Source organism: Chloroflexota bacterium, from assembly GCA_026708035.1.
Taxonomy (GTDB): Bacteria; Chloroflexota; UBA11872; order UBA11872; family UBA11872; genus JAJECS01.
On sequence record JAPOVQ010000008.1, the window covers coordinates 1 to 25,863 of the forward strand.

11 protein-coding genes are annotated in these 25,863 nt (G+C 69.5%); 9 read left to right on the plus strand and 2 right to left on the minus strand.

Annotated features, from left to right (window positions below; genetic code table 11):
- Positions 1–293: 293 nt before the first annotated feature.
- Complete coding sequence (locus OXG33_03155; GenBank protein ID MCY4112925.1) at positions 294–1,061, minus strand: glucose 1-dehydrogenase; 768 nt, start codon at positions 1,059–1,061, stop codon at positions 294–296.
- A 106-nt stretch (positions 1,062–1,167) separates the two neighbouring features.
- Here OXG33_03155 and OXG33_03160 point away from each other — a divergent pair, with 106 nt between their 5' ends.
- From OXG33_03160 to OXG33_03200, 9 genes are all read left to right on the plus strand, one after another.
- The gene (locus OXG33_03160) at positions 1,168–2,727 is read left to right on the plus strand and encodes a PQQ-dependent sugar dehydrogenase (protein ID MCY4112926.1); all 1,560 of its coding nucleotides are present in this window, start codon (positions 1,168–1,170) and stop codon (positions 2,725–2,727) included.
- Between the two features lie 166 nt (positions 2,728–2,893).
- A complete protein-coding gene (locus OXG33_03165) occupies positions 2,894–4,150 on the plus strand; it encodes a Gfo/Idh/MocA family oxidoreductase (protein ID MCY4112927.1) in 1,257 nt (418 codons plus the stop codon).
- Positions 4,151–4,193: 43 nt separating this feature from the next.
- On the plus strand, positions 4,194–7,013 hold the full coding sequence (locus OXG33_03170) for a hypothetical protein (GenBank protein MCY4112928.1): 2,820 nt from the start codon (positions 4,194–4,196) through the stop codon (positions 7,011–7,013).
- Positions 7,014–7,141: 128 nt separating this feature from the next.
- Entirely contained in the window at positions 7,142–9,985 is a 2,844-nt protein-coding gene (locus OXG33_03175) for a hypothetical protein (protein MCY4112929.1), read from the plus strand.
- A gap of 136 nt (positions 9,986–10,121) precedes the next feature.
- Entirely contained in the window at positions 10,122–12,983 is a 2,862-nt protein-coding gene (locus tag OXG33_03180) for a hypothetical protein (GenBank protein MCY4112930.1), read from the plus strand.
- A 178-nt stretch (positions 12,984–13,161) separates the two neighbouring features.
- Entirely contained in the window at positions 13,162–16,023 is a 2,862-nt protein-coding gene (locus OXG33_03185) for a hypothetical protein (protein ID MCY4112931.1), read from the plus strand.
- Positions 16,024–16,092: 69 nt separating this feature from the next.
- Positions 16,093–18,948: a hypothetical protein gene (locus OXG33_03190; GenBank protein MCY4112932.1), complete on the plus strand. Its 2,856-nt coding sequence runs from the start codon at positions 16,093–16,095 to the stop codon at positions 18,946–18,948.
- Positions 18,949–19,117: 169 nt separating this feature from the next.
- Positions 19,118–21,955 (plus strand): hypothetical protein, encoded by a 2,838-nt coding sequence (locus tag OXG33_03195; GenBank protein MCY4112933.1) that lies wholly within the window; start codon positions 19,118–19,120, stop codon positions 21,953–21,955.
- A gap of 134 nt (positions 21,956–22,089) precedes the next feature.
- Positions 22,090–24,441 carry a hypothetical protein gene (locus OXG33_03200; GenBank protein MCY4112934.1) on the plus strand — a complete coding sequence of 784 codons (2,352 nt, stop codon included), beginning with the start codon at positions 22,090–22,092 and terminating at the stop codon, positions 24,439–24,441.
- Here OXG33_03200 and OXG33_03205 read toward each other — a convergent pair.
- A complete protein-coding gene (locus tag OXG33_03205) occupies positions 24,363–25,712 on the minus strand; it encodes a flagellar biosynthesis protein FlgA (GenBank protein ID MCY4112935.1) in 1,350 nt (449 codons plus the stop codon). The two genes, OXG33_03200 and OXG33_03205, sit on opposite strands and share 79 nt — an antisense overlap.
- Between the last annotated feature and the right edge of the window lie 151 nt (positions 25,713–25,863).

Here is a 25,863-nt window from a genome sequence, read left to right on the forward strand (position 1 = left end):
GGCGGTGCCGAGGCCCTTCCCCACGCGCCCCGCCCCCAATAATTCAAAGGTCTCCAGAGGGAGAGGAGATCGGACCGGCCAGCCAATCTCCAGAGGCGGGGTTACAAGGCGGTCTCCCTTCGAGACGATCTTTGAATCGGAAGGTAGGGGCGACGCATGCGTTGCCCCTACGACAGAATTCGAGCGTGCGGCCAGATATGGCCGGACTGGATTCCGGCCTTCGCCGGAATGACGTGCGGATTATGTAAAGGCCTCCTTCCTGCGGGAAGGGGTTTAATCCAATCAGACGTCTGCTAGAAGTGCGCCTTGGCGAGGGTGCCGCCGTCGATGGTGATGGCGCTTCCGGTCACGTATTGACACTCGTCGCTGGCCAGGAAGAGCGCCGCGGCGGCCACGTCCTCGACCCGTCCGAAGGGACCTAGCGGAATGGCTTCCGTGCGCTTGGCTACCAGTGCCGGGTCTTGGTAGCGCGGGGCGTTCTTGTCCACCAGGATCGGGCCCGGCGCCAGCAGATTGACCGCGATGCCGTGCCCGCCGAGCTCGATCGCCATGCTGCGCGTGAGCATCAGCAGGCCGCCCTTGCTGGCGGCGTAGGGCGCGGCCTGCATCTCGGAGGCGAACGAGTCCACCGAGCCGGTATTGATGATCCGGCCCGGGATTGCGGCCGACACCATGTGGCGCGCCACCGCCTGCGCGATGACGAACGGGCCGGTGAGGTTGGTTTCAATGAAGTCGCGCCAGACATCGAGATCGACTTCCAGAAACGCCCCGGCGCGGCCCGTGCGGCCGGCGTTGTTGACCAGGATATCGAGCCGGCCGGTCGCTTCGATCGCCTGATCGATCAGCGCGAGGACCTGGTCAGTTTGCGTGATGTCGGTCGGGACCGCCAGGGCCCAACCGCCGTCCGCCTCGATTTCGGCGACCGTCGCGTTGAGCGCCTCGGCGTTGCGCTGCGCGATGACGACGCGCGCGCCCTCCGCCGCGAAGCGCAGGGCGATAGCGCGACCGATCCCGGTGCCGCCTCCCGTGATCAGCGCGGCTTTGCCTCGAAGTCTTCCCATGTGCTTCCGCCAGATTGGGTCGCCGGCCGTCGTGGCTCCGGCTCACGGCGGATATTCTCTCACTCGTGACCATGCGCATCGTTCAGGTGTTGGGAGGCGCCGCCGCATGAATCGTGTCCGGTTGGCGCTGGCCGCGATCCTGCTCGCTTTCATGGCCGGCGCCACTTGCGACGCGGGCGGCGAGCCGGTGGTCGTTCCGGAGTCCGCCACGCCCGTGCCGGTGATTGCCCCGGTGACCGCTGAGACCGTGGCCGCCGTGGTCCCACGCCCGACAGCGCGGCTCGAGCCGTCGCCACCGCCCGCGCCAACCGTCACGCCCGAACCGAGCCCGCCGCCCACGCGAGAGGCCGCAGTTGATCCCTCGCCCTCGCCAACGGCAAGTCCCGTGCCGACACCGGCGCCTCAGCCGACCGCCGCGGCCGCACTATTCCCAACGGCAACTTCGGCCGTCACGCCCACCCCGGAAACTCCGCCGGTGGCATCTCCCACGCCAACACCGGAACCCGAGCCGACACCGACCCCATCCCCCGCACCCAGGCCGACTCCCACGCCGTCACCGGCGCCCACACCAACGCCCACGCCGGCGCCGGCTCCTCTCCGCGGCCTTGCCGCCGATGTGGTCGTCGGCGGCTTCGTCCGCCCCGTCTATGCCGGCCACGCCGGCGACGGCACCGGTCGGCTATTCGTCATCGAGAAGGAAGGCCGCATTCGCATCGTGGCCGACGGGCAACTCGCGCCGGACCCGTTCCTGGACATCACCGGCATCGTCAGCTCTAGGGCCAATGAGCGTGGGCTGCTGGGGTTAGCCTTCCACCCGGACTACGCCTCCAACGGCCGCTTCTTCGTCAACTACACGCAATTGCGGGGCGCAACGGTCGTCGCCGAATACCGGGTCTCAGCCGATCCCGACCGGGCCGATCCCAGGTCCGCGCAAGTGCTGCTCACGCAAGATCAGCCTTTTGCCAATCACAACGGCGGGATGCTGGCGTTCGGGCCGGACGGGATGCTGTACGTGGCGCTGGGCGACGGAGGCGCGGCGGGCGATCCGCAGAATCACGGCCAGCGGCTGGATACCTGGCTGGGGACGTTGCTGCGGCTGGACGTGAGCGAGCCCGGCGTCTACCGCGTGCCCTCTGACAATCCGTTCGTGGGCGTGGCCGAGGCGCGCGCTGAGATCTGGGCCTACGGCTTGCGCAATCCCTGGCGCTTCTCGTTCGATCGCACGACCGGCGACCTCTACATCGCCGACGTGGGCCAAAACCTCTACGAAGAGATCGACTTCGCCCCGGCCTCGTCGTCGGGCGGAGAGAACTATGGCTGGAAAGTGATGGAGGGATTCAGTTGCTTCGTCGAGGGCAGTCCGGAGTGCAACTCGCTGCGCTTCACGGATCCGATTGCCGTGTATGGCCGGGACGCCGGCTGCTCGGTGACCGGAGGCTACGTCTATCGCGGCTCGGCCCACCCGGCGCTCGTGGGCGCGTATGTCTTTGGCGACTACTGCAGCGGCAACGTCTGGACACTGCGGCGCGATGCGGCGGGTGCATGGCAGATGACGTTGCAGGGCGAGATTGACGCCCGCATCACGTCGTTTGGCGAGGATGAGGCGGGCGAGCTTTACATCACCGACGACGCCGGCCGCCTGCTGCGCCTTCGCACCGTTCCCTAAGGACTCTCTGAGCCAGCCGGTCGGCTAGTCCCCAATCCGTTCGGCCACCCCTTCGACAAGCTCAGGGCGAACGGATTGGGGTCCACCCATGCCAGCGGCACTTGCTATTTCAGAGGTTCCCCAAGCCCCACGTATCATCGTCGGAGGGTCAGCACGGAGGGTTGGCATGGGGCACCAATTCGCATTGGTCGGGTGCGGCGGCATGGGCCGGCGCCACCTGCGGGGCTTTGTGGAGCTGGCGCGCGCGCGTCCGGGCCTCGTGGAGCTGGCCGCGGTGGTGGACGTGGACCGCGAGCGGGCGGAATTCGTGGCCGGAGAGGTGGCCGAGCTGCTGGGCAACCGCGCCGCCGCCTGCACCAGCATCGCGGAGGCCAAAGCCCAGCGACCCGAGCTTGAGGCGGCGGACATCGTCACCACCGCCGGCACGCATCACGTCGCGGCCGCCGAGGCGCTGGACGCCGGCCTTCACGTGCTCGTCGAAAAGCCGCTGGCGGTCACGATGCGCGGCTGCGCCCGGATTCGCGCGGCGGCGTCGCGCTCCGGGCGCCTGGTCTCCGTCGCGGAGAACTATCGGCGCGACCCAATTCTCCGGCTCGCACGCGCGCTCCTGGACGCGGACGCCATCGGTGAGCCGCGCTCCATCGTCGAGCTGCGGGCCGGCGGCACCGACGCCATGCTCATCACACCCTGGCGGCACTTCCGGGAGGACGGCGGCCCGCTGATGGACGTGGGCGTGCACTACGCCGACATGATCGTGTACCTCATGGGTCCCGTTGATCGGGTGGCCGGCATCACCCGGCTGCTGGAGCCGGTGCGCACGACCGACCGCGTCGACGAAGCGCCCAGCGGCATGTACGCCCGTTTCCGCGCGGATTTGCCGGACACGTTCGAGGCCACCGCGCCCGACTCGCTGCAGGCCATGCTGGGATTCGCCTCGGGCGCCGCGGGCACCTGGGGACTCGAGCTCTCGGCCCCGGACGCCGGCAGCCACCTGAGCGCAGTGCTGGGTTCGGAGGGCCGGCTGGAAACGTTTGGGGTGCGCAGCGGCCGGCCGCTGAAAGTCTGGCGGGACGGCGCGGAGCCGCTCGACGATTCCGAGGTGCTCGCCCTGGCGACTGACTTTGCGCTGGACCCGCTGACGACGGATCTCTTTGGCGCCGACCGCATGGCGCGCTATGACCTTGAGTTCCCCCAAGCCGACCGCAAGCTGATTGCCCTCGAGATTGGCGAGCTGGCGGAAGCCATCGATTCCGGCAAGCCAATCGAGGTTGACCTCGACGCCGGTGAGGCGGCCGTGGCGTTGGTGCTCGCGGTGCACGAGTCGAGCGAGGTCGGCGCGATGGTCACGCTCGACGACGTGCGCAGCGGCCGCGTCAGCGCCTACCAGGACGTGACGGATCGAAAGCTCGGCCTCATCGATTGAGCCGGTGGCGCCGGTCGGTGACGGTCTGGCGGAGGGTGTCTGATTGATCGTTGATCCGGCGGTCCTTCCGGGCCTGCTGCTGCTGGTGGCGGAGCTCGCCGCGCTGGCCGCCGTGGGCTACGTCATCGTGCGGGTGGCGCTGCGTCAGGACGACGAGCGCATGGCCTTGGCGCAGGGTCTGGTGGTCGGCCCAGCGCTCTGGGGCGTGATCGTCAATTTCGTGCTTTACGCCATCCCAGGGATGGCGGGAGCGGCGGTCGGCTGGGGCCTAACGCTCGCACTGGGCGCGGGACTGGCGTGGCGCGCCCCCAATCCCATTCGCCCGCGGCCGCGTGTGCTCGCCGGACTCGCCCTCGCTGTGCTGGCGCTCTTCTGGGTTGGGCTCGCCGGTCGTCAACTCTTGTCGATTCCCGATGCCATGAACCACGTGGGGTTGGCCGCCTCGATCCGCGCCGGCGGGTTTCCGCCGGCGTTCTTCTGGATTCCGGACAACCCGGCTCCATACCACTACGGCACCGGCTTGCTGATTGGGCTGCTGGCGCCACCGTTCGGTCCGGACCTGGCCTTCTCGACCGAGGTCCTGGACGTGTGGATGTGGGCGAGCTTTGTTCTCGTTGTAGTCACGGCCCTGCTGCGGCGCACGTCGAGATTCGCGGTGCTGCTCACGGCCCCGCTCCTGTTGACGGCGGGCGCCTGGACCTTTATCGCCGAGCCCGTCGATATCGTGAAGGTGCCCCTCCCGGCGGGGATTCCCTCGGCCGGCATCCGCGCTTCGCTGACGGACATCTACTGGCCGCACGTTGAGCTTCCCTGGGCGTCGGAAGGCTCGGCGCTGCCGGACATCTGGCGGTTTGTCTACACCCTGGCCTATGCGCTGGCGTTCGTGATCCTGGAGCACGCCGCACGCGTGCAGCGCCGGTCGTTGCCCGCTGCCCTCACGCTCGCGGGGCTAGTCGGCTTCCTTGCCCTTTTGGCGACCACGCTGGCGCCGATCGTGCTCGCCTTGTGGGCTGCCTTGGAGGCCGTGGCTCTCGTGACGTCCTGGCGGGCAGGTGCTGCGATCCGAGGCACGGCGCTGCGATCGGGCGCGGGGCTGGCGGCCGCCATGCTGATGTATGGCTTTGGCGGCGGCACGTTCGCCTCCGCGCTGAGCGGCTCCGTGTCGTCCGGCGTGTCCATCGCGTGGAGCCAGCACCCAGGACTCTTTCGGCCGCTTGGATCCTTCGATTCGCTACCCGGCGGCGTCGCGCTGCTTCGAGGCGGTCCGGTTGTCATCGCCGGCGTCGCGGCGGTACTGGCCAGGCGTGATCGGCTGACGCTGATTCTTGCGGTGGGCGCCTGTGTGCTGGTGCTGGCCGCCGTGGCGCTGCACTACCACCCGGCGCCGGTGATACTCGGCCGGTTCGTCGGTCACGCGCGCAATTTTGCGCTGCTTGCGCTCGTGCTCGCCCTCGGCGCTCAGCTCGCAAGCCTGCGGTCGGTGAAGTGGCGGAACGCGGCCGCCGCCGCGCTCCTTGCCCTCGTCGTGTGGCCAACAGCGGTGGCGCCCGTTCGCAACGCGGCGCTGACGATCGGGCAGGGGACCAAGCTGGTCAACGCCGAATGGCCGCAGCCGTGGCCTGGCGGCCGGTTTGCGTTGCCGCCGATGTCCGACCGGATCGCCACCTACCTCCGAGTCCACACACCGGCCGACGCGCGGGTCCTCTCGCCCACTCCCACCGACATGTCGTTTTCCACCGTTCCCCTCGCCACCGGCCGCCCAAACGCGTCGGGATTCGTCGAGCACATCTATTCCCAGTCGCACACGGGACCCTTCTACGTTGATGCCATCCGCCATCTCGAGCCGGCAGCCTTCCGGCGGCTGGGCCTCGACTACGTCTACGCGACGGACGATTGGGCAGGCGAACTGCCCGACCGGGCGGCTCGCTGGCTGGAAGATCCCGAACTGTTCGAGCTCGTGATCCGCGATGGCGCCGAGGCGCTCTACCGGGTGCGGCCCGCGTTCCTCGAGCTCGACGTGGCGCCTACCCCGGCGTCGTTCGAGGCGCTGCGCCAGGCAGTTCCCGCGGAAACCCTGCTGTACCTGCCCGCCCCATTTCGAACCGTGGACGGGTTGCGCGTGGCGTCGGCGCTTTCCCATGCGCGGCTGCTCGGCGCGATCGACCCGACGATGATTTATCTGATGACGCCTTGGCGGGCCGAACCCCTCGGCCAGCACGTGCCGGACCTCGTCATCATGTGGCGGCACGTGGATCCATGGATGTTCCCGCCCGCCGCGCGCCGGCCCATCTGGTGGAACGACGAGATTGCGGTCTATGCGCCGGACGGGGCGGTTGCGCCGATCATGGCGCCGCCGCCCGAGATCGAGCCGCCGCCCGTCAGCATCCAGGTGTCGAAGGTTGGGGCGGTCGATGGTCGGATCGCCTTCACGGCCAGCTTCGACAACCACGATCCCGAGCAGTGGACCGGGCAGGATTGGGTGGTCCTGGTCGGCGACGACTCGCCGTGGGCCCTCCCGATGCACGTGCGCCCCGGGGGGCGGACCATCGGGAGCGTGGCGTGGTTTCCGGGCCAGGCTGCCGCCACCCAGCGGACGTCAACGTACGCCTACGAGTTCGAGGTCGCGTCGCCCGGCCTGGCGGTGCGCGATGCGACTGGTGAGTTGGCTCCGGCCGCCGGATCGTCTCGAGGAATGCTGGGAGCGGGAGCCTGGACGCTCGCGGTGCGCCTGCAGCACGAGTGGAAGCCGCTTCATTGGCGGCAGGTGAGCCTTATTCCGGTGCTGCGCTTCAGCGTCTCCGAAACTGGCGAAGTCTCGCATGAGGTCTTTGACGACGTGCGCGGCGCAAGGCCTCTTCCCTAGACCCCCGGAGTAATGCTCATGCAACCAACGCGACTTGCGCCAACATTGTTGGGCGTGACGACCTGCGCGCCGGGCCCGCTGGGAGCGTGCCGAATCGAAGGCTTCGACGCACGGGCGAGGGTGGCTGAGTGACGGTTGATTCGGCGGTGCTTCCGGGCCTGCTGCTGCTGGCGGCGGAGGTCGCCGCGTTGGCCGCCGTGGGTTACGTCATCGTGCGAGTGGCCCTGCGTCAAGACGACGAGCGCATGGCCCTGGCCCAAGGCCTCGTCGTCGGTCCGGCCCTTTGGGGCCTCATCGTCAACTTCGTCCTGTACGCCGTCCCCGGCCTTGCCGGAGCCGCCGTGGGCTGGGGCGTCGTCATCGCGATCGGCGTGGGACTGGCGTGGCGGACGAGCCACCGCGTCCGGCCGCCGGCCCGGCTGCTCGCTGGCTTCGTGGTCGCTGTCCTGGCGCTCCTTTGGGCTTCGCTGGCCAGCCGCCAGCTCATGGGAATCCCGGATCCCGAGGTTCATATGGGGCTGGCCGCCTTCCTGCGATCCGGCGGATTTCCACCGGAAATGTCGTGGACCGCCGGCGTGCCGGTGCGTTACCACCACGCGATCGATCTTCTGGTCGGACTGCTGGCGCCGCCGGTGGGGCCGGACCTGGCGTTCGTCACCGAGCTGCTGGGCGTCTACGCCTGGACGAGCTTTGTCCTGATCGTGATTACCGCGCTGCTCCGTCACGCGTCTCCGGTCGTCGTGGTCGCCGCCGCCCCGCTCCTACTCGCGAACGGTCTCTGGACGTGGGCGAGCGGCGATGGCGCGGTCTTGCAGGTTCCGATACCGGCGGGATTGCCGGAGGCAAACCTGGGCGCGTCACTCGGCGACGTGTACTGGCCGCCGGTCGAGCTGGCGCCGGAGGTCAGACTTGCGGATTTGTTGCCGGACTCCGGGCATCCGTCGTTCCCGCTCGGATACGCCCTGACATTCGTGGTGCTGGAGCGCGTGGCGAGGCTCGAGCGTTGGTCATGGCGCGCGTCGGTCACGGTGGCTGGACTTGTCGGCTTCATGGGGCTCGTCGCGACCACGATCCTGGCGCCGCTGGTGATCGGGTGGGCCGGTCTGGCCGGCTGGCATCTCATTCGAACCCGGCGTTCCGGCGCAATGCCGGGCGACGCGCTGCGGCTGGGCGCCGGCTTCGCGCTGGCGGGGATTCTGCTCCTCGGCGGCGGCGGCACGCTCACGAGGATCCTGGATGGCGCGCCGTCCAGCGGTTTGGAGTTGGCGCTCGGCCTCCACCCTCGGGATTGGCAGGTGCTCGGCACGCTCGATGCGCGGCCCGGGGGCGTGGGCGTGCTGGGCATCGGGCCGTTGGCGCTCGCCGGAGCCGCCGTGGTGTTGGCGCGACGGGATCGACTGGTGGTGGCGCTGACGGCCGCCGCGGCGCTGCTGGTGCTGGCCTGGATATGGCTGCACTATCCGCCGGCTCCCTGGGACCTGAACCGCCTGGCGGGACACGCTCGAAACCTGGCACTGGTGGCGCTGCTGCTCGCCGCGGCTGTGCGTTTGGGCGACTTCCGCCCCACGCGCGCCCGCTACGCCGCCGCCGTCGTGGCGATCCTGGTCACCTGGCCCACGGTCGTAGCGCCGGTCCGGAGTCTCGGGCTCGCGATCGGACACGGGGTCCAACTGGCCAACGCCACCTGGGTGCAGGAGCACTTGATCGATCAGGGCGTGGCCGTGCCCATGCGGCGGTTTCGGATGCCGCAGGTGTCCGCACGCGTTGCGGACTACATCCAGCGCCACACGCCGACGGAAGCGCGGATCCTCGCGCCCGAGGGGCCTTCCTGGGCCGTATCGGCCGCCACCGGTCGCCCGAACAACGCGGGGCTTGCCGGCCTGACGTATCTGGTTTACCACTTCGGCCCCGAATACGCGGATGCGGCGGACTACCTGGAGCCGGCCGCCATCCGGCGCCTGGGAATCGACTACGTCCACACGACGGATGCCTGGATCAGCGCACTGCCGAGGCGAGCGCAGTCGTGGCTCGCCGATCCGCAACTCTTCGAGCTCTTGGTCAAAGACGGCGACGAGCGGCTGTATCGGGTGCGGCGGGCGTTCGTTGATCTCGACGTTTCGCCGAATCCCAAGTCGTTTGAAGCCCTGAGGCAATCCGTGCCGCCGTCGGCAGCGGTCTACATCGTGGCGCCACCCAGGGAACCCGTTACCCTCCGTGTCGCGTCGGCCGTGTCGCACGCCCGGCTCGTGGGAGAAGTGGACCCACTCTTCCTCCACCTGCAACCGCCCGCGAAGTGGCACGTCGCCCCCCTCACGACCGAATCCCCCGACTTTGTCGCCCTGCCGACGGGCGTCGAGCCCTGGATGTTTCCGCTCTCGGCCCGGTCACCGATTTGGTGGCGCGATGATGTCGCGGTCTACGCGCCCAACGGCGCGGCGCCACGGATCATGGATGCTCCGGTCCCGGAGGTTCCGCCGCCGGGCGAGCCGCCGGTGCTGGTGGAAGTGACCGCCGTGGAGGTGGCCGCAGGCCGCGTCGAGTTCGCGGCGGCGTTCGACGAACGCACCTCGCAGGGTTGGACGAGCCAGGATTGGGTCGTTCTGGAAGGCGACCTATCCCCGTGGGCCATTCCGACGGAGACGTTTCGCAGGGGTCACGAGCCGACAATCGCGAAGTGGATTGCGGGATTGCTATCGGCGGGCAGCGCGACCTCGGCGCACGACTATCGGTTCGACGCCCGGACTTTCGAGTTGTCGGTGCGCAACGACGCTGGGGACTTCGTGCCCCTGGCATCCTCGGCCGTGAACCTGGGACCCGGAGGCTACACGCTGGCGCTGCGCCTGCGACACGAATACGAGCCGAACCATTGGCGCGACGCCGCCGTGATCCCGGTGCTGCGGATCAGGATCGCCGAGAGCGGAGACGTCGCCTATGAACCGTTGGATGACGTTCTCGGCGGGCCGGTCCCATAGGCTCGCTGGACGCCATGCTTGCGTCGAGCCCGGCGGGCCCCAACTCGCCCAGGGGAGGATGGGCGCACGATTTGAACCAGCGCCTGAAAACGCGTCATGCGTGGCAGGATCGGATTCGCCTGGCGGGAGACGATGAATGACCGTTGACCCCACGGTCGTTCCCGGCCTCCTGCTCCTGGCGGGGGAGCTCATCGCCCTGGCCGCCGTGGGCTACGTCGTCGCCCGGGTGGTGCTGCGACAGGACGACGAGCGCACGGCCCTAGCCCAGGGTCTGGTGGTCGGGCTCGCTCTTTGGGGCGTGATCGTCAACTTCGTCATGTACCTGGTTCCGGGCCTCGGCGGGGCCATTGTGGGTTGGAGCGTCACGCTCACCGCGGGCGCTATCCTGGCCTGGCGCGCGCCTCACCCCATAGGCCCACGGCCGCGCGTGGCCGCGGGGTTTGTCGTTGCGGCCTTGGCGCTCATGTGGATCGCGCTCGCCAGCCGCCAGCTACTGACGATTCCCGACTGGGAAATCCACCTGGGCCTGTCCGCCGTGATGCGCGCGGGCGCAGGGTTCCCGCCAGAGCTGCCCTGGAATCCCGGCATCCCGGTGTCCTACCACTACGGCTTCGACCTCCTCGTCGGGCTGCTGGCGCCGCCTTTCGGTCCCGACCTTGCCTTCACGACGGAGCTGCTGGGCGTATACATCTGGACGGCCCTCGCGCTCATCGTCGTGACCACGCTTATCCAGCGCGGCTCGGCGCTGGGGGCGGTGCTCCTGGCGCCGCTGCTGCTCACGGCCGGCGCGTGGACCGTGGTGTTTGTGCCGCCGCCCGATGTGCTGCTCGTTCCGGTTCCGGCGGGGATTCCGTCCGCCGGGATTCGCGCGTCGCTGACGGACCTCTATTGGCCCAGCGTGCAACTGCCGTGGTTGTGGCCGGGCCTGGCGTCAGAGGGCCTGTCGACCCCATCGCCGCCGAACCTCTTCAAGCCGTACTTCCCGTTGGCCTACGCACCGGCGCTCGTGGTGCTCGAGCGGGCCGCATCCCCCGCGGGCCGCTGGCCGGGGCGCAGCGTGGTGCTCGCGCTGCTTGTCGGTTTCGTCAGCCTCTCCGACGAGGCCGTCGCTCCCATCGTGCTCGTCCTGTGGGTGGTCTTCGAGGCAATGGCGTTCTGGAAGGCGCGGCAGCCGGGCGCCGACACCACCGGCCTGGCGCTGCGGGCCGCCGCCGGGCCGGCGCTCGCCATGCTCCTGCTGGTCCTGAGCGGCGGCGCCTTGACGGGTGTACTGACCGATGCGGGCGGGTCCGGCCTCTCGCTCGGGTGGATCGACGACGCGAGCGCCCGCCGGCCGATAGCAACGTTTGCCCAGCAGCCGGGCGGCCTGGGCCTGCTGGGGCTCGGTCCCCTCGTCGTGGCCGCCGCCGCCGCGCTGCTGGCGTGGCGTGATCGGCTGGTGCTGGCGCTGATCGCCGGCGCGTTGGTGTTCCTGCTCGCCGCGTTGACGCTGCAGTACGAGTTCTCACCGGACGTCGCCCGACTGGACGGCCATGCGCGCAACTTTGCGTTGCTGGCGTTGCTGGTCGCCCTCAGCATGCGTCTCGCGGGCTTGCGGCCGCGCTGGCGCACCGCGGCCGGCGCGCTGCTCGTGGGCCTGGTGATCTGGCCGACGGTCGCGGCGCCGGCCCGCAATCTCGGCTTGGCGGTCGGCCAGGGCGTGCAATTCGCGAATGAACCCACGGACAAGCGCGAGTTCAACGTGATTCCCATGGACCGCTATGAGATCAAGCGCTTCGAGTCCAAGCGCATTGCCGCATTTATTCGCGACCACACGGCGGTTGACGCGCGCATCCTCACCACGAGCCCACTCGAGATGACGCTCGCGACCGGCCGCCCCAACAGCCTGGGGTTCGTCGGTGTTTCCCATTTGGTGGCGTTTTCCGGCCCGGACTACGCGGACGCTCGCCGATCGCTCGAGCCCACCGCCATCCGGCGGCTCGGCATCGACTACCTGGTGGTGCCCGGCGCGTGGATGGCCGAGCTTCCGGCGCGCGCGCAACGCTGGCTGGCGAACCCTGAGCTGTTCGAGCCACTGGTGCGCGACGGCGACGCCACGCTCTATCGCGTGCGGCCGGCCTTCCTGCAACTCGATGCGCCGCCCACGCCCGGATCTTTCGCGCACCTGCGATCCTCGGTCCCGCCCGCGACGACCGTGTACCTGCCGCCGCAACTCCATTGGTTGACGAGGCTGCGCGTGGCGTCGGTTCTGCCGCACGCTCAGCTGCTGGGCACGGTCCATGGGTGGCTGCATCGGCGGATGCCTGCGCCCTGGTCGGCCGAGCCGCTCGGCGACCGGGCGCCCGATCTCATCGTCCTGCCCGCGACCGTCGAGCCGTGGATGTTGCCGCCCGCCGGCCGGCGGCCCGTGTGGCACAACCACGAGATCGCCGTGTATGCGCCGAATGGCGCCATCGCGCCAATCGTTCCGCCGCCCGCGCGGCCCGACCCGCCCGTCGTCGACGTGCGGCTGTCCGACGCGCGCGCCGCGGATGGCCGCCTCACCTTCACCGGCACCTTCGACAACCGCACACCCGAACAGTGGACCAGCCAGGACTGGATCATGTTCGCCGTGGATGACACCCCGTGGAATATTCCGCTGGCCTTCGGTCCCGCCGGACGCATGCCGGAGGTTGCCGCGTGGTTTGACGGCTGGCTGGGGCCAGGGGCGACGACCACCACGCACACCTACGAGTTCGACCCGCGGGCATCCCGTCTGGCGATCCGCGATAGCGAAGGCGACTTCACCGCGGCGGCAGCGTCTGGGGACGTACCGGGTCCCGGCGTTTGGACGCTGGCGCTGCGCCTGCGCCACGAATATCAGTCGAGCCAGTGGCGCGACGCCGCCGTGATCCCGGTGCTGCGGATCAAGATCTCCCAAGGTGGCGAAGTCGCCTACGAGGTCGTCGACGCCGCGCGCGACGGGCGGCCGCTCCCGAGCGCTGCGGCCATGCCGTAGGCGGGTTGGGCAAGATGGGCGCCATGCCAGCGATGGACGACAGACCCACCGGCGGCGCGCAGGGACGGGCGGATGCCGGCAGCGTCACCGACGCCAATGCTGCGCCATCTTTGGCGGAGCGCGCCCGGTGGCCTGCGGCTCGAGCGTCTCGGCTTGATGCAACAGCGAGGTCGTTGGCTTGACCGTTGATCCGACGACAGTCCCCGGCCTGCTGCTGCTGGCGGCGGAGCTTGCTGTGCTGGCCGCGGTGGGATACGTCGTCGCGCGGGTGGTGCTGCGGCAGAGCGATGACCGCGTCGCGCTTGCCCAGGGTCTGGTGGTCGGGCTCGCCCTTTGGGGCGTGATCGTCAACTTCGTCATGTACGTGGTTCCAGGCCTCGCCGGGGCCATCGTCGGCTGGGGCATCACGCTCACCCTGGGCTCGGTGCTGGCCTGGCGCGCGCCGGGGGCCATCCGGCCGCGGCCACGGGTAGTTGCGGGGTTTGTCGTCACGGCCTTGGCGCTCATGTGGGCGGCGCTCGCCAGCCGCCAGATCATGTTGATACCGGATCCACCCATGCATCTGGGGCTGGCCGCCACGATCCGGGCCGGCGGCTTTCCCCCGGAGTTGCCCTGGCTCACGGGCACTCTGGCGCGCTATCACCACGGGATCGACCTGCTGGTGGGACTGCTGGCGCCGCCGTTCGGACCGGACCTCGCGTTCGTCTCCGAGTTGCTGGGCGCCTATGCCTGGACGACCTTGGTCCTGATCGTGACCACGGCGATGCTCCAGCGGGCATCGTTCCTCGCCGTGATCGTCACGGTACCGCTCATGCTCAGCGGCGGCCTCTTGACCTTCACCGATGTCGAACTTGGCGTATTGCGATTGCCGGTTCCGGCCGGGCTGCCGGAGGCCGGCCTGCGCGCGTCGTTGACTGACATCTATTGGCCGCACGTCGAGTTGTCCGCGCAAGTCTTTGATGTCTTGTCCAACATCTGGAAGCCGGGATTTCCGCTGAGTTACGCCCTGGCGTTCGTGGTGCTGCAGCATGCGGCGAGCCACGAACGCTGGTCGTGGCAAGCAACGCTGACGCTGGCGGGGCTCGTTGGATTCCTGAGCCTGCTTTCGACCACGTTCGTGCCGGTGGTGCTGGTCGTCTGGGCCGGCCTGGCGCTGGTCTATTGCATTCAAGCTCGACGGGCCGAGGGGATGGCGCGGGCCGCGCCGCGGCTGGGTGCGGGGCCAATTCTCGCCGGGCTGCTGCTGCTCTTTGCCGGGGGCACATTCACGGGGTTCCTCGACGGTGCACCGCCGTCTGGCTTGGGGCTGGCTTGGGACCTTGAACCAAAGCACTGGGAAGCGCTAGGAGTCTTCGACGCGCGTCCCGGCGGCCTAGCCGTGCTTGGCCTGGGGCCGCTGGCGCTCGCGGGCCTGGCGGCGGCGCTGTCCCGGCGCGACCGGGTGGTGCTGGCGCTGGCGGCCTGCGCCGGCTTGCTGGTGCTCGTCTGGATCACACTGACGTATCCCCCCGCCCCCTGGGACATCGACCGTATGGCGGGGCATGCCCGCAACCTGTCGCTGGTGGCGCTGCTGCTGGCGTTGAGTTCGCGCGTCGCCGACCTGCCGCCCGGACGTTGGCGCGGAGCCGTGGGCGCGCTGCTCGTGGGTCTGGTCATCTGGCCCACGGTGGTGACGCACGCGCGCAGTCTGGGTCTGGCGATCGCCAATGGCGTGCAGCTGGCCAATGCCCGGTGGGTGCAACAGGAGCTGATCGATCACGGCGAGATCCTTCCCATGCGCCGGTTTCAACTGCGGGCCTTGACGGGACCCGTGGCGGACTTCATCCGCGACCACACGGCCGTGAATGCACGCGTGCTCGCCACCGAGTGGCCGTATTGGAATGTCTTCCTCGGCACCGGCCGGCCGAATAACGCCGGCTTTGCCGATGTGATCTATCACCAGAACTACTACCAAGGCGCGGAGTATTGGGACGCGCGCCACTACCTGGAGCCGGCCGCCATTCGGCGACTGGGTCTTGAGTACATTCTCGCGACGGACATCTGGGCCGCCGGATTGCCCGACCGTGCCAAGGCTTGGCTGGCGGACCCGGGCCTGTTCGACCTCCTGATCCGCGACGGCGACGAGTCGCTCTATCGCATTCGGCCGGCATTCCTCGAACTAGAGGTTGCGCCCCATCCCGAGTCATTCGAGGCGTTGCGGTCCGTCCCGTCGTACACCGTGGTCTACCTCGCTCCGCAGACCCTGTGGCTGGAGCGGCTCCGAGTCGCGTCCGTGCTGCCGCACGCCCGTCTCGTGGGTGACGTCAGCGCCAGCGCGCGACAGCTCCACTTGCGCGCACCGGAACCGTGGACGGTGGCGCCACTGGGCGAGCGGGCGCCCGATCTCATCGTCCTGCCGGCGGCAGTCGAGCCATGGACGTGGGCGTTTCCGCCCGGCGCCCGGCAGCCCATTTGGCAGAACCACGAGATAGCCGTCTACGCACCCGACGGGAACGTTGCGCCCATCACGCCGCCGCGCGTGGCTCTGGAAACGCCGCCGGTCACCGTCGAGATTGCCGAAGCCCACCTTGACGACGGGCGCATTACCTTTTCTGCCACCTTCCGCGAGCATGCGCCGGAGCGCTGGACGGGCCAGGATTGGGTCATCGTCCAGGTTGACGACGGACCATGGGCGGTTCCCACCAGCTTTCAGGGCCGCGGCCGCGGACCCGAGATCGCCAAATGGTTCGACGGACTCCTCGGCTCGGGGACGGCGACGACGTCGCACGCCTACGAGCTTGATGCCCAGGCTCCCAGTCTGGCGGTGCGCAGTGACAGCGGCGCCCTCACCCCGCTGCCGGCGTCCGAGGGTGACTTAGGGGTCGGAACCTGGGTCTTGGCGCTCCGGCTGCAACACGAATGGCAGCCAAACGTCTGGCGCGAGGCGGCCTTCATTCCAGTGCTGAAAATCGAGGTTCCCGTCGCCGGTGAGGTCGCCTTCTCGATCTTGGACGGCGTCCGCGTCCCAACGTCAGGCCCACGGACGCCGACGACGCCGTAGACGAGTCGGGCAAGATGATCCCAATGCCTGAGATGGACAACCGCGGGATGCGCGGTGGAGGCGCTGAGCTTGCCCGTTGATCCAACGGTGATTCCGGGCCTTCTGCTGCTGGCGGCGGAGCTCATCGCCCTGGCCGCGGTGGGCTATGTCGTCGCGCGGGTCGTGCTGCGGCAGTCCGACGACCGATTGGCGCTCGCCCAAGGTCTGGTGGTCGGGCTCGGGCTCTGGGGGGTGATTGCCAACTTCGCGTTCTACGCCCTACCGGGAGTGCCGGGTGCGGGCGTGAGCTGGGGCGTGACCCTCATGCTGGGCGCGGTCCTGGCCGGGCGTTCGCCCACCCCCATTCGTCCCCGACTTCGCACGGCGGCGGGCTTCGCCGTCGCAGCCCTCGTGCTCATGTGGATGGCCCTTGCCAGCCGCCAGTTGCTGACGATTCCGGATTGGCCGGTCCATCTTGGTCTGACCGCCTCGCTGAGGGCCGGCGAGTTTCCGCCGGTTCTGCCCTGGTCGCCCGGCGTCGCTACTCCCTACCACTATGGCTTCAACCTGCTGGTCGGGTTGCTCGCTCCACCGGTTGGACCCGACCTGGCGTTCGTGACGGAGCTGCTGGGCGCCTACATTTGGATGAGCCTTGCGCTCATCGTGGTGACCACGCTCATTCAACGTGGCTCCTGGCTCGTGGCGCTGATTCTGGCGCCGCTCCTCCTTACCGCCGGTGCCTGGACGCTCGTGTTTGTGCCGCCTCCGTACGTGCTCCAGGCGCCATTCCCGGCGGCGATCCCATCCGCCGGGATACGCGAGTCGCTGGTGAATGTGTATTGGCCCGCCGTGCAGCTGCCGTGGGATTGGCCGGGGCGCGTGTCGGACGGCCTCACGACCGCATCGCCGCCAAACATCTTCAAGCCCTTCTTCACCCTCGCGTACGCGCTGGCATTCGTGGTGCTGGAGCGGGCGGCAGCCTGCACGGATCGCCGGTGGCCTCGCGCCGCCGTGCTTGCGCTGCTGATCGGATTCTTGGGCCTGGTCGATGAAGCCGTCGCCCCCATCGTGCTCGCCCTGTGGATGGTCCTCGAGGCTGCGAATCTCTGGGCGAACCGGCCGGCGGGAGGCGCTCGCGTTCGCGCCGTGCGGGACGCCGTTGCGGGACCGGGCCTCGCCGTGTTGCTGCTGGCGTTCGGCGGTGGCGTGCTCACGAGCGTCCTGCGCGACACCGGAGGGTCCGGCCTCTCGTTTGGGTGGATCGACGACCCGGGAAGCCGCACCCCGCTGGGCGGGATCATCGAGCGACCAGGCGGGATTGGCCTGCTGGGATTCGGTCCCCTCCTTGTGGCGGGCGCTGCCGCGCTCCTGAGCTGGCGGGACCGGCTGGTGCTGGCGCTGGCCGTGGGCGGCGGTGCGTTCCTGGTCGCCGCTTTGACGCTGCACTATGAGTTTTCCGGCGACATCGCCCGATTGGACGGACACGCGCGCAACTTCGCCTTGCTGGCGTTGCTGCTGGCGCTGGCGACGCGGCTGGCTGGCCTGCAACTCCGTGCGCGCTACGCGGCCACCGCGGTGCTTCTCGCCGTCATCGTCTGGCCGACGAGCGTGGGGCCGCTCCGCAACTTCGCCCTAGCGGTTGGCCAGGGAACGCACCTTGCGAATGCCCAGGGAGCGTGGCCCGAGCTTGGCCGGCATCCCATGGGCCGCCAGCCGATCGTGCGCTTTCCGTCCGAACGCATTGCCGCGCATATCCGCGACCACACGCCGGTCGACGCGCGCGTTTTCTCGCCCAGCCCGGCGGCGATGTCGGTGGCCACCGGTCGCCCGAACGCGGAGGGGTTTGTCGGGCATGTTCACATGCACGTCTACACCGGCCCTGGGTATCTCGACATCGCGCGCTATCTCGAGCCGGCGGCAATTCGGCGGCTGGGCATTGGCTACGTGCATGCGCCTGATGCGTGGGTTGACGGCCTACCCAACGAGGCGGCCCAACGGCTCGGCGACCCTGAATTGTTTGAGCTGTTGATCCGCGACGGGGATCAGGCGCTGTATCGGGTGCGCCGCGCGCTCCTCGAGCTCGATGCGCCACGGCATCCGGAGTCATTCGAGGCGCTGCGATCCCTTTCGCCGTCGACCATCGTGCGCTTCGCCCCACAGACCCTCTGGCTGGACCGACTGCGCGTCGCCACGGTGCTGTCGCATGCCCGGCTGGTCGGGGACGTCACCGCCCAGCCCCTCCACCTGCGGACGCCTGAGTCGTGGACGGTCGAGCCGCTGGGCGAGCAGGCGCCTGATCTTGTGGTCCTGCCGGCGTCCATCGAGCCGTGGATGTGGGCGTTTCCGCCCGGCGCGCGGCAACCCATTTGGCAGAACGACGATGTAGCCGTCTATGCGCCAGACGGCATGGTTGCGCCCATCACGCCCCTGCGTGCAGCTCCGACAGCATCTCCGGTTACGGTCAACCTGTCGGATGTGCAGATCGAAAACGGGCGCGTCACGTTTGCGGCGAGCTTCGAGGAGCACGCGCCGGAACGCTGGACCGGCCAGGACTGGGTCGTTGTCCAGGTGGACGACGGACCCTGGCCGATCCCCAAGCGTTTCCTCGGTCGAGGACGCGGGCCTTCAATAGCCAAGTGGTTTGCCGGACTGATTTCAGCGGGGTCGGCGACCAGCTCGCACACCTACAGGCTCGACCTGCCGGCGTTCAGCCTGGCGGTGCGGAACGATTCCGGGGCCTTCGTGCCGCTCGCGGCGTCCGACGATCAGATCGGGACGGGGTCTTGGGTCCTTGCGCTTCGCCTGCGGCACGAGTGGCAGCCGAACCATTGGCGCGAGATCGCCTCCATTCCCGTGCTGCGAGTCAACGTTTCCGACGCCGGTGAGGTCACCTTCTCGATCTTCGACGACGTCCGCGACCAAACGTCAAGCCCAGGGACTCCGTAGACAGGTCGGGCAAGATGGGCCCAATGCCTGAGGTGTACGACTGACGTGTGTGGGCCCGCATGGAGTCTGGTGGTCCCAGGCGTCGTGAGCCGTCGGCTCGCCCGGAGCACGGCGTTCCGGCCGCCGGGGATCGAGGACACCCGCGGGATGCGCGGTGGAGGCTTTGAGCTTGACCCTTGATCCGACGGTGATTCCGGGCCTTCTGCTGCTGGCGGCGGAGCTCATCACCCTGGCCGCGGTGGGCTACGTCGTCGCGCGGGTGGTGCTGCGGCAGTCCGATGACCGCATCGCGCTTGCCCAAGGTCTGGTGGTGGGGCTCGCCCTCTGGGGCCTGTTCACCAACTTCGTGCTGTACCTCGTTCCGGGGCTCGCGGGGGCGGCCGGAGGCTGGGCCGTCACCGTCACCCTGGGTGCAGTGCTGGCCTGGCGCGCGCCTCGTCCCATACGACCCCGGCCGCGCGTGGCGGCGGGCTTCGCCGTGGCGGTCCTGGCCCTCATCTGGGCGGCGCTCGCCAGCCGCCAGCTGATGGTGATTCCCGACCCACCGATCCATCTCGGCCTGGCCGCCGCGTTCCGAGCCGGCGTGTTCCCGCCGGAATTGCCCTGGCATGCGGGCACGCTGGTGCGCTATCACCACGCCACCGACTTGCTGGTCGGCCTGCTGGCACCGCCCTTCGGACCGGATCTGGCATTCGTCTCGGAGTTGCTGGGGGCCTACGCCTGGACCGGCCTGGTCCTGATCGTGACCACGGCGCTGCTACAGCGGGCATCGCTCGTCGGCGTGATCGTCGCGGCCCCGTTGATGCTCAGCAGCGGACTCTGGACCTTCACCAACGTCGGCCCCGGGGTTCTGCACCTGCCCCTGCCGGCTGGATTGCCCGACGCAGGTCTGCGCGCGTCGCTCGGCGATGTCTATTGGCCACAGGTGGAGTTGTCCCCGACCGCGCACATCTCGGAGGTCCTGGCCGACATCTGGAAGCCGGGATTCCCGCTGGGATACGCCGTGACGTTCGTCGTGCTCAACTTCGCAGCGTGTCATTCACGCTGGTCGTGGCGAGAGTCGCTGACGCTCGCGGCATTGGTCGGCTTCCTGGGCCTGCTCTCAACCACGCTCGCTCCGGTGGTGCTGATTGCCTGGGCCGGACTGGCGGTGATGAACGTCCTGCGAGCGCGGCGGACCGAGCCGCCGGCGTCCGCGGCGCTCCGGCTTGGCGCCGGGCCGCTGTTGGGTGGACTGCTGTTTCTCGGCGGCGGGGGCGCCTTCACGGGATTCCTGGATGGAGCGCCGCCGTCGGGCTTGATGCTGGCGCAAGGCCTCGAGCCCATGCACTGGCAGGCGCTGGGGTCCTTCGACGCACGTCCCGGCGGCCTGGGCCTGCTCGGCTTGGGCCCGCTGGCCCTTGGGGGCGTGGCGGCGGCCCTCGCTCGGCGCGACCGGCTGGTGCTGACGCTGGCGGCGTGCGCCGGCTTGCTGGCGCTCGTTTGGCTCGCGCTGACCTATCCACCGGCGCCTTGGGACCTCAATCGCATGGCCGGGCATGCCCGCAACCTGGCGCTCGTGGCGCTGCTGCTGGCGATGGGCTCACGCCTCTCCAACCTCCCGCCCGGACGCTGGCGCGCCGTCGCCGGCGTCCTGCTGCTGGGTCTGATCACCTGGCCGACGATCGTGGCGCCGGCGCGCAGTCTGGGGCTGGCCATCGGTAATGGCGTGCAGCTGGCGAATGCCAGCTGGGTGCAAACGGAGCTGCGAGAACAGGGCGTGGACGTGCCCATGCGCCGGTATCAACTGCGGGCCTTGACGGGACCCGTGGCGGACTTCATCCAGGACCACACCGACGTCGATGCGCGCGTGCTCGCCACCGAGTGGCCCTATTCGAACGTCTTCTTCGGCACCGGCCGGCCCAATAACGCGGGTTTCGCCGATGTGATCTACCTGCTCTACCACCCAGGTCCGGAGTATTGGGACGCGCGCCACTACCTGGAGCCGTCGGCCATCCGGCGATTGGGCCTCGAATACGTGCACGCGACCGACGCCTGGGCCGCCGAGTTGCCCGAACGCGCCAAGGCGTGGCTCGCGGACCCGAGCCTGTTCGAGCTGTTGATCCGCAACGGAAATGAGGCGCTCTATCGCATTCGGCCGGCATTCCTCGCACTTGATGCGGCGCCGCATCCCGAGTCGTTCGAAGCGCTGCGCTCGGTGCCCGCGTCGACATCGGTCTACCTGGCCCCGCAGACCATCTGGTTGGACCGTCTCCGAGTCGCGTCGGTGTTGCCTCACACCCGGCTGGTTGGCGCCATCAGCGCGCGGCCGCTGCACCTGCGCACGCCCGAGCCGTGGACCGTGGAGCCGCTTGGCGTGGACGTGCCCGATCTCATCGTGCTCCCCGCGTCCGTGGAGCCGTGGACCTGGGCGTTTCCGCCCGACGCCCGGCAGCCCGTCTGGCAGAACGACGAGATTGCCGTCTACGCACCCGGCGGAAACGTCGCGCTCATCACGCCGCCGCGCACGACACTTGAAACGCCGCCCGTAACCGTCGTGATAGCCGACGCCCACCTCGACGACGGGCGCGTTGCCTTTACCGCCACGTTCGACAACCAGGCGCCGGAGCGATGGACCGGACAGGATTGGGTTGTGGTCGGGGTGGACGACACATCGCCTTGGGAAGCGCCAACCGAGTTTCTCCCCGGAGGCCGGGGGCCGGTGCTTGCCAAGTGGTTCGCCGGGCTACTCTCCTCGAACATGGCCACCAGCACCCACTCGTACGAACTAGACGTGCCGGCGAGCAGGCTGGCGGTGCGAAACCAGAGCGAGGCCTTGGTGCCGCTCGACGCATCGGAGGGCGACTTAGGCGCGGGGTCCTGGGTCTTGGCGCTCCGCCTGCAGCACGAATGGCAGGCAAACCTCTGGCGCGAGGCCGCCTTCATTCCGGTGATCCGGATTGATGTCTCCGAGGACGGCCAGATCACGTATTCGGTGTACGAGAACGTTCGCGGCGAATTGCCTTAGCGTCCCTGGACGCCGCGCTTGCGCCGATTGGGTCGGGCACGGGGCTCTTGCGGCGGACCCGCCGGGCGCCGGACGAATCGCGCAGCACCATCTGACCCGCCGCAAGCGCCGACACATCGGGTGAAAATGGACGAATGATCGTCGATCCGGCCGTGATCCCGGGGGTGCTGCTCCTGGCGGCGGAGCTCGCGGCGCTGGCCGCGGTCGGCTATGTCGTCGTCCGCGTGGCCCTGCGGCAGGCCGACGAGCGGGCAGCCCTGGCGCAGGGGCTGGTCGTCGGCCTCGCGCTTTGGGGATTGATCACGAACTTCGTGCTCTACGTCGTGCCGGGTCTCGCCGGCGCTGCCGTCGGCTGGGGGGTCACGCTGGTTCTGGGCGCGGTCCTTGCGCGGCGCGCGCCCCAATCAATCCGACCGCGGCCGCGAGTCGTGGCGGTCTTCGTGTTGGCCGTCTTGGCCCTCCTCTGGCTAACGCTCGCCAGTCGGCAGCTGTTCGAAAGCCCGGACCCAACGCTGCATCTGGGGCTGTCGGCATGGATCCGCGCGGGAGGGTTTCCGCCGGAGGCGCCCTGGAATCCAGGCAGCCCCGTGCGCTACCACCACGCCGTCGATCTGCTGGTCGGCCTGCTCACGCCGCCGATCGGGCCCGACCTGGCGTTCGTGCAGGAGCTGCTTGGCGCCTACGCCTGGACGGCCTTCGCCTTGGTGGTGGTGACGGGGCTGTTGGGGCGTGGGTCGTGGCGAGTCGCGCTGGTCGTTTCCCCGCTGCTGCTCACCGCCGGCGCCTGGACCTGGACCGACTTGGGCGGCGGCATTCTGCAGATTCTCGTGCCCGCGGGACTACCGGCAGCCGATGTAGGGGGCGCAGTTGCCGAGGTCACCTGGCCGGCGCTCGGGCCGTCGTGGCCGTCGGAACCGGCGGCGCTGCACGACATCTGGACACCGGCCTTCACCCTGGGATACGCGCTCACGTTCGTGGTGCTGGGGCACGCGGTCCGATCTGAACGCGAGACGTGGCACGGCGTGCTGACGCTTGGGGCGATCGTCGGATTCCTCGGCATTCTCGTGACCTCGCTCGCGCCCGTGGTGGTTGTCGTGTGGGCCGTCCTGGCGGCTGTCCACGTGGTGCGAGATCGGCCCGGCGGCGGCGCCGTGCTGCGACTGGGCGCCGGGCTTGGGCTGGCCGTGCTCCTGATGCTGTTCGGCGGGAGCGCCTTCACCGCGCTCTTCGACGGTGGACCATCCACCGGCCTCGGACTGTCGTGGGACGTCGATCGAACGCGCTGGCGGGCGTTCGGCACGTTCGACGCGCGGGCGGGCGGCATCGGCGTGCTGGGTATCGGCCCCGTGGTCGTGGCGGGCCTCGCCGTGCTCCTGGCGCGCCGCGATCGCCTGGTGGTTGCGCTAGCCGCGAGCGCCGCCGTGCTGCTGGCGGCCTGGCTGGTTCTCAGCTATTTGCCCGCGCCGTGGGTGGTGAGCCGATTGGCGGGACATGCCCACAATCTCGCGCTTGTGGCGCTGCTGCTCGCGCTCGCCACCCGGCTCTCCAGCCGAGTGTCAGCCCGATGGCATGGCGCCGCCGGCCTCCTACTCGTCGCCGTCGTCGTCTGGCCGACCATTGCGGGGCCAGTGCGCAGTCTCGCGGCGGCGGTTGGAAGCGGTGTGCAGCTGGCCAACACCGACTGGGTCCGGCGAGAGCTTCACCGCCAAGGCCCGGCGTCACTGCGGCGGTTTGAAATGCCGATCATGTCGGACCGCCTGGCGAGCTACATCCGCGACCGCACGCCGTTGCACGCCCGGGTGCTGACGCCCGAGTGGCCCTATTGGGCGGTGTCCCTGGCAACCGGCCGGCCCAGCAGCGCAGGGTTCTCCGATCTGCGGCACCTCATCTACTTCACCGGCCCGGAATACCTGGACGCCGTCAGCTACCTGGAGCCCGACGCCATCCGCAGGCTGGGCATCGAGTACGTCCACGCCACGGACGCCTGGGCGGCCGCGCTGCCGCCGCGGGCGCAGGGCTGGCTGGCCGACCCGAGCCTGTTCGAGCTGCTGGCGCGCGATGGCGCCGAATCGCTCTACCGCGTCAGGCAGGCGTTCCTGACGCTCGACGTCGAGTCGCATCCCGAGTCATACGAAGCGCTGCGCTCGGCGCCGTCGTCGACGATCGTGCATCTCGCCCCGGAGCTCGGCTGGTTGGACGGGCTGCGAGTCGCCTCGGTGCTGTCCCACACGCGCCTGGTCGGCGCCGTCGACACGCAGCATTTACACCTGCTGGCGTCCGCGTCCTGGACGCTGGAGCCGCCGGGCGGACGGACGCCCGATCTGGTGGTCCTGCCGGCGTCCGTCGAGCCACCGACGGCGCCGAATGTGGAGTGGACGCGAATCTGGCGCAACGACGACATCGCGGTCTACGCGCCGGCCTCCTCGCGCAGCCGTGCCACGAATGAGTCTTGGACCACGCTCACCGCATCCAGGGGGATCGGCTGATCCGCGCCCACGGGCTCGCGCACAGCGGCCCCGTAAGCGAGCCCCAGCGGTAGCACGCCGTCGGCGCTCACCGCTTCCGCCCGGTCGATCAGGCCGTAGACCAACTCTCCACCCGATCCGTCCAGCGTGTCGCCGGGCTGCAGGTCGCGCTTGGCAAACGCCAGCACCTCGGAGGTCGGCGTTTCCCGGGGCGCGCCCGACGCCGCGCCGAGCAGCGCCGCCTGGGCGATGCTCAGCGGCGTCTCCACGCCGCACAGGTGGTACTCGCGAAAGAGCAGCGTGCGATCGCCATCGTGCGAGACGCGCGTGCCGTGAATGCGCAGGTCCTCGCGCACGCGCTCGTCGTCGCAGGTGACCACGGTCCACACACCGGTGGCGATGTGTTCCGGCATCTCGGACGCGCCATCGGGCGCCACGGCGTTCGCCAGATCGACCACGCCCGTCCGGTGCAATAGACCACCGGCGTCGCGCGGCGCGAACAGATCGGCCAGCTCGTTCAAGCCGGCCGACGGCTCGTGCATGCCGCGACGGTCCGGCGGCAGTCCCGTCATATTCGAAACGGCGCACATCTCGATCTGGGACTTGGTGCCGTCGCGGAACGAGTTGTACATCTGCGCGTTCAGGCGGAGACGGTCCGCAGTCTCCGCGTCGTAGCCGAGTCGCGCCAGGGCCTCGTCGGCGTCCCCGTGGCGGTCGTGCGGGTAGAGCCGCGTGCCGCGCCCCACGGCCACCGGTTCCAGGCCCAGCGCGACGGCCCAGTCGAACAGCTCCATGATCGCGATCGGCTGGTCGCCGGCGGCGAGCGTGTAGACCACCCCCTGCCGCCGCGCCTCGCGCGCCAAGGCCCAGCCGCAACTCATGTCCGCCTCGACCGTGACCATGACGACGTGGCGGCCTCCGCGCAACGCCGTCCACGCGTTGCGGGCGGCCACCTCCGGGATACCGGTCGCGTCCACGAACACCTCGATGGGCGCGGAGGCCAACGCCTCGGCGTCGGGCGCCAGCGCGGCATTGCCCGCTTCAACGGCCGCTTGCGCGGCGACCGCGCTCTCGCAGCGCTGCAATTCGTCGTCCGCCCAACCGGCGGCGCGCAGGGCCTCCGCGCCGTTCCGCGCGTTGGGATCGGCCACGGCCGCCAGACGCAAACCGTCCATCTGCGCGATCTGCGCCGCGATGCTCGTCCCAAACCGACCGGCGCCCGCCAGCGCCACCGTGACGGGTCGGCCGGCCGACGCTCGCGCCTCCAATCGCTCGAGCAACGGGCGCATCATGAGGACGGGCTCCGGGGTAGGGGCGGTTCGCGAACCGCCCTGCCGCGCAGATCCAGCGGAAGGTGCGTCATTTGACAGGGGCCTTGTCGGAGTCGACTCATTCGAATTCTAGTCTTGGACACGACGCTCAAACCGTCCATCGTCATCCGCG